7 protein-coding genes and 1 pseudogene are annotated in these 5,026 nt (G+C 59.7%); 7 read left to right on the forward strand and 1 reads right to left on the reverse strand.

Annotated features, from left to right (window positions below; all coding sequences use genetic code 11):
• The 6 genes and pseudogenes from EOA33_RS23920 to EOA33_RS23945 form a co-directional block, all read left to right on the forward strand.
• Positions 1 to 342, forward strand: a 342-nt coding sequence (locus tag EOA33_RS23920; protein ID WP_127406742.1) for a TOBE domain-containing protein, incomplete at its 5' end; no start/stop codon positions are given.
• A complete protein-coding gene (locus tag EOA33_RS23925; protein ID WP_127406743.1) occupies positions 326 to 1,252 on the forward strand; it encodes an ABC transporter permease in 927 nt (308 codons plus the stop codon). The genes EOA33_RS23920 and EOA33_RS23925, both read left to right, overlap by 17 nt.
• The gene (locus EOA33_RS23930; RefSeq protein ID WP_127406745.1) at positions 1,242 to 2,048 is read left to right on the forward strand and encodes an ABC transporter permease; all 807 of its coding nucleotides are present in this window, start codon (positions 1,242 to 1,244) and stop codon (positions 2,046 to 2,048) included. Before EOA33_RS23925 ends, EOA33_RS23930 begins: the two co-directional genes overlap by 11 nt.
• A 25-nt stretch (positions 2,049 to 2,073) precedes the next feature.
• On the forward strand, positions 2,074 to 3,105 hold the full coding sequence (locus EOA33_RS23935) for an extracellular solute-binding protein (RefSeq protein ID WP_126058919.1): 1,032 nt from the start codon (positions 2,074 to 2,076) through the stop codon (positions 3,103 to 3,105).
• 48 nt (positions 3,106 to 3,153) lie between these two features.
• Positions 3,154 to 3,237, forward strand: a pseudogene (locus EOA33_RS23940) (DUF779 domain-containing protein); the annotation flags it as partial.
• Between the two features lie 108 nt (positions 3,238 to 3,345).
• Positions 3,346 to 3,561: a DUF1858 domain-containing protein gene (locus tag EOA33_RS23945; RefSeq protein ID WP_126058918.1), complete on the forward strand. Its 216-nt coding sequence runs from the start codon at positions 3,346 to 3,348 to the stop codon at positions 3,559 to 3,561.
• Here EOA33_RS23945 and EOA33_RS23950 read toward each other — a convergent pair.
• Complete coding sequence (locus EOA33_RS23950; RefSeq protein ID WP_127406746.1) at positions 3,558 to 4,262, reverse strand: Crp/Fnr family transcriptional regulator; 705 nt, start codon at positions 4,260 to 4,262, stop codon at positions 3,558 to 3,560. The two genes, EOA33_RS23945 and EOA33_RS23950, sit on opposite strands and share 4 nt — an antisense overlap.
• A gap of 248 nt (positions 4,263 to 4,510) precedes the next feature.
• Here EOA33_RS23950 and EOA33_RS23955 point away from each other — a divergent pair, with 248 nt between their 5' ends.
• Entirely contained in the window at positions 4,511 to 4,957 is a 447-nt protein-coding gene (locus EOA33_RS23955; protein WP_127406744.1) for a pseudoazurin, read from the forward strand.
• Positions 4,958 to 5,026 lie beyond the last annotated feature (69 nt).

Genomic DNA, 5,026 nt, shown 5'->3' on the forward strand with positions numbered 1-5,026 from the left:
GCGGATGCTCACCAGGTCAGAATTGCTGGCGCTGTCGCTACCGCCTACGGCAAAGCCGGAACTTCCGGCGACGGGACGGTTCAGGTCCTGATCCGCCCGGAACATGTCGACGTCCTCGACGCCCCGTCATCGGACTGCATTCCTGCAGTCGTCGAGGACGAGGTTTTCGTTGGGACGGACACCCGCCTTCAATTGCGCCTGAACGACGGTTCGACTTTCACAGCCCGCCTGACCAACAGCCCGGAACAAGAGAAAATCAGGACGTCCGGCACACAGGTATGGCTGCGAATCCATAGCCGTAGCGCCCGGCTGCTCGGAGGCGAACATGTCCAGCATCGCTGAGATGGCGGCCACACGCCGAACCGCCGAAAGCCGGCGCCGCTGGTTGCTCAAGGCGCCGGCCCTGGCGACCATCGTGATCGCCTCTGTCGGGCCGCTTGCAGTGATGCTTGTCTATTCGGTGATGGCAAAGGGCGCCTTCGGCGGGGTCGCACTCGGTCAGTTCAGCCTCGACGGCTGGACGAACGTCTTTGTGGAGCGGGATCCCTTTGACGACACGCTCGTACTGGCCGATGCCAATCTCATCATCTTCTGGCGTTCCATCAAACTGGCACTGGTCACGACGCTAGCCACGCTGCTCATCGGCTTCCCGACCGCCTATTACATCGCGACCCGGCCCGAGCAGGTCCGGTCGCAATGGATGCTGCTGATCACGATCCCCTTTTGGACCAATCTTCTGATCCGCACCTTCGCGATCATGGGCCTCCTGTCCAATCAGGGGCCGGTCAACAATATCCTCATCTGGGCCGGGTTGATCGACAAGCCCATGCAGATGCTGTTCACGGACGGGGCGGTTCTCCTGGGGCTCGTCTACGTCTACCTGCCACTCATGGTGCTGCCGATCTATGCGAGCCTCGAGCGGATGGATTTCAACCTTGTTGAGGCAGGGTACGATCTTTATGCGACGCGCTCAAAGGTGCTTTGGCATATCGTCATCCCCTCCTGCAAGCCGGGCCTGATCGCCGGATCGATCCTCGTCTTCATCCCCGCAATCGGCGCCTATGTGACGCCGCGCGTCTTGGGCGGGGGAAAGAACATGATGATGGGCAACCTGATCGAACTGCAGTTCGGTCAGGGTCGAAACTGGCCCCTCGGCGCAGCACTATCCATCTGCCTCCTGGTGATCGTGACAGTGGCGCTCATCATCTACATCCGCGGAAGTTCGGGTAAGGAGAATGCGCATGGCCGCTAGTCAGCACGCATTCGATCTGAAGGCGCAGCCAGGCTTCAGCATTATTGCGCGATCAGCGATCGTCGCTCTCTATTTGCCGATCCTCGTCCTCGTCGTGTTCGCCTTCAACGCGACCTCCTCGCTCGGCGTCTGGGGCGGATTCTCGTTCGATTGGTTCGTCAAGGCTTGGCATAACGACCTGATCATCAATGCAGCCCTCTTCTCTTTGTTTCTTGCGACCGTGGCCGGCGTCCTGGCGACGGTCATGGCCACGATGGCTGCCATCGCCATGACCGGAACCGACCCCTATCGCGGGCATTTGGTCTCCTACGCCCTGATCAACCAGCCTCTGATCGTTCCTGAAATCGTAACGGCCATCTCGCTTCTGATCGTGTTCGCGGCAGTCAAGTCAGCAACCGGCTACTCGGGAACCGGCTATCTGGTCTTGGCGCACACGGCCTTCTGCATCCCGTTTGCGTATCTGCCGATCCGCGCTCGGCTGGAAGGCATGGATCTGGCCCTCGAAACCGCGGCAGCCGATCTCTATGCGGATCCGTGGAAGACGTTCCTGCATGTGACACTTCCGAGACTGGCGCCCGGCATCATAGCGGGTTTCATGCTGGCCTTCGTCATTTCGCTCGATGATGTCGTCATCACCGATCTCGTGAAGTCCGGCGGACAGGAAACCCTGCCGACCTACATGCTGGGTCAGATCCGTCGTGACATGACCCCCGAAGTCAATGCTGCCGCCACCATGCTCTTGGTGCCCTCGATCCTTCTGGTGACGGCCGTGCATCTGATCAACCGCAAAAAATAATCAACCTTACAGAGGAGTGACAAGCATGCGATCCATATTGACGGCGCTGACATCGGCGATGCTGCTCGCGGCGGCAAGTTCAGCGGCCCTCGCAGAGGAAGAACTGAGCCTCTATAACTGGGGCAACTACACCAGCCCGGAACTCCTGGAAAAATTCAAGAAGGAAACCGGCATCAAGGTCACGGTGACGGACTACGACTCCAACGATACCGCGCTGTCCAAGGTCAGGGCGGGCGGCTCGGGTTTCGACATGGTGGTTCCGTCGGCCAATTTCGTGCCGATCTGGATCAAAGAGGGTCTCCTCCTTGAATCGCGGCCCGACCAGATGCCGAATTTCAAGAATGTCGACGAACGCTGGGTGAATGTCGGCTGGGATCCGGGCCGTCATTACTCTGTGCCGTGGCAGTGGGGTATGACTGGGCCGGTCGTTGCCACTTCCGTCTACAAGGGTGACATCAACACCAGCGCAATCTGGCTCGATCCGCCGCAGGAACTGAAGGGCAAGATCAATGTCGTGCCCGAGAAGAACGATGTTCTCTATGCCGCCATCCGGTACATGGGCGGCACTTGGTGCACCGGAGACAAGGCGCTGCTGAAGAAGGTTCGAGACAAGCTGCTCGAAGCCAAGAAGTCCTGGGTCTCGATGGATTACGGCATCGAAAAGATGGACAGCCGCGATACGCTGGCCCAGCTCTACTACAATGGCGCCGCATTCCGGGCGCGGCAGGTCAATGCCGACATAAAGCTCGGCTTCCCCAAGGAAGGCTATTCGCTGTTCATGGACAGCGTGGCAATCCTCGCCGACGCGCCGCATCCGGACAATGCCAAGAAGTTCCTGAACTTCATCATGGCGCCTGAAAACGCGGCCCTGATTTCGAACTTCGCGACCTATGCCAACGGCATCAAGGGCTCGACCCAATTCATGCGCGACGACATCAAGGCCGCGCCCGAGTTGAACATTCCGGCGGAGTACATTGCCGCCGGTGGCTGGCAGGAAGTCTGCCCCGCCGAGGTCGACGAACTCTATACCCGTATCTGGACCGACCTGATGAAGTGATGCGCGCGCTCCGGCGGAGGTCCATCCTCCGCCGGAGCCCCCGGTCACATTGTCGACGAGGCGCCTTGCCGAGGCGGCATGTTCTCGCTGGATAACGGGCGGGAGAAGCGGTTCCTGACGCGGTCGACGGTCTGCGTTGTTCAACCGCGATGTGCAGCAGGCTGCTTCTTCTTTGTCTTGGCGCAACGAGCATCCCGGAAATCAGATGCAGCATGCCGCCTCCAAGCGTGGGCAAGCGGCATGAAACGCAAATTCAGCGACGATGCGACGATGGACGAAATCATGCACAGGTCGCCGGCGGCCATCCGGGTCGTGCTCCAGCACGGCATGCTTTGCGTCGGCTGCCCGATTGCTTCATTCCACACCGTTTCCGACGCAGCACGAGAGCACAATCTGAACGACGAACAACTCAGTCGCGATTTGTGGACTGCAATCGAGAGTTCCGGCTCCGACTAGCTCTTCTCGGCGCGGCCTTCCGCAATCAAAAGGAGCCGGTGAGGCTCTACCACGGTCACCTTCTGGCGCCCGCTTTTGACCAAACCCTGGTCTTCCCACGACGACAGCAGCCGGCTCACCGTATGGAGCGTTGTTCCCGTCATCTCGGCAATATCCTGGCGGGAGATCGGGAAGTCGATGAGGATTCCCTCCTCTGTCTTTCTGCCCGTCTGCTTGACCAGCTTGAGCAGCGCGTGGGCGACCCGCTGATCCACCTGCTCTGTAGCCATTTCGATGACGCGCGCATGAGCATCCTGCAGCCTGCTACCTACGGCTTTGTACGTATTGGCGCTGAAACTGGGGAAATTGGTTGCGAATTCCGGCCACAAGCGGCTCGGCCAGGCAAGAACCACGCAATCGACGACAGCGATAGCATTTGCCGGATAGGTGGTGCGGCCAAGTGCATGGGCGATGCCCATCAACTCGCCTGGACTTATGTATCGCACCGTCACCTCATGACCATCCGGCGTCGATTTCACGACGCGCACATGGCCGTCGAGCAGCAGGAAAAAGGAATGAGCTTCCTGTTCCTGCTCGAACAGCGGTTGGTCCTTGGCGATCCTCAATGATCGAGCCTCGCCGACTATCCGGTCGAGATCCGCGGCGGCCATACCCGCAAAGACAGGCAGCCCGGCAATCAGCGAGCGATCGAGGCTACCCAACTCTGTCCCCTCCCGAATTTGATGCTGCCAGTGCATCACGGTCCATCTGGTCAGGGAATGTCTCATGGGCGACCGACAGGCGGCAAGAGCAACGTGCTTCGGCTCTCGTCCATGCGCGCCACCCTCCATGAGAAGCCCAAGGGAAGTTTTGGTCGCGAGTTTGCGCCAGCGCAAATCGCCGAACCGTCTGGTCGCTTAAAAGGGGCGCAACGGTTGATGCCGTGACGAACCCAAGAAAGGATTTCCAAATGAAACTTCCCCTGATCGCCGCGGCCGTTGCCCTGCTCTCCCTTGCCGGCGCAGCCAATGCCGAAGAACACGTCGTGCAGATGCTGAACAAGGGCGAGAAAGGCTCAATGGTCTTCCAGCCCGCCCTTGTTCGGGCAGCACCCGGCGACACGATCAAGTTCGTACCGACCGACAAGTCCCACAATGCCGAAAGCATCAAGGACATGATCCCGGACGGCGCCGAAGCCTTCAAGGGAAAACCCAATGAGGAGGTCGCGGTGGCCCTGACCAAGGAGGGCGTCTACGGCGTGAAGTGCGCTCCGCACTACGGCATGGGCATGGTGGCGCTGATCGTCGTCGGCAAACCTGTCAACCTCGAAGCGGCCCAAGCCGTCAAGCAGATCGGAAAAGCCAAACCCGTATTTGCCGAGTTATTCGCCGAAGCGACCAAAACCGCTTCCAACTGATCTGATTTTCATAGATGCCCTCCGGTTTGCAATCTTCCGGAGGCACAGGCCGGACAGACCGGGGGAGCG

Origin of the sequence: Mesorhizobium sp. M4A.F.Ca.ET.050.02.1.1 (genome assembly GCF_003997725.1) — a bacterium.
Classification (GTDB): Bacteria; Pseudomonadota; Alphaproteobacteria; order Rhizobiales; family Rhizobiaceae; genus Mesorhizobium.

Excerpts from the sequence above, each read along its gene's own strand:
- EOA33_RS23925 (WP_127406743.1), top strand. The coding sequence starts at position 326 with ATGTCCAGCATCGCTGAGATGGCGGCCACACGCCGAACCGCCGAAAGC.
- EOA33_RS23930 (WP_127406745.1), top strand. The coding sequence starts at position 1,242 with ATGGCCGCTAGTCAGCACGCATTCGATCTGAAGGCGCAGCCAGGCTTC.
- EOA33_RS23935 (WP_126058919.1), top strand. The coding sequence starts at position 2,074 with ATGCGATCCATATTGACGGCGCTGACATCGGCGATGCTGCTCGCGGCG.
- EOA33_RS23945 (WP_126058918.1), top strand. The coding sequence starts at position 3,346 with ATGAAACGCAAATTCAGCGACGATGCGACGATGGACGAAATCATGCAC.
- EOA33_RS23955 (WP_127406744.1), top strand. The coding sequence starts at position 4,511 with ATGAAACTTCCCCTGATCGCCGCGGCCGTTGCCCTGCTCTCCCTTGCC.